1 pseudogene is annotated in these 202 nt (G+C 67.3%); it reads left to right on the top strand.

Annotation, left to right across the window (positions count from 1 at the left end):
• Positions 1 to 58 precede the first annotated feature (58 nt).
• Positions 59 to 202: pseudogene (locus CCN29_RS36530) on the top strand (MFS transporter); the annotation flags it as partial.

Raw genomic sequence — 202 nt, 5'->3', positions numbered from 1 at the left:
GCCCGCTGACGTCACCCCCGGCCCGGTGAGACGGGTCCACCCTTCCCAGGAGCGTGCAGTGCAGCACATCCCTACCACCAACGCGGCGAACCGGCTCGACCGGCTGCCGATCACGAAGTTCCACAAGCGGACCGTCCTCGCGGTGGCGTTCGCCTACTTCTTCGAGTTCGCGGACATCAACACCTTCGCCATCACGGCGCCC

The organism is Streptomyces pseudogriseolus (assembly GCA_002154585.1).
Classification (GTDB): Bacteria; Actinomycetota; Actinomycetes; order Streptomycetales; family Streptomycetaceae; genus Streptomyces; species Streptomyces pseudogriseolus.
This window is presented reverse-complemented; position numbering and strand designations above follow the sequence as displayed.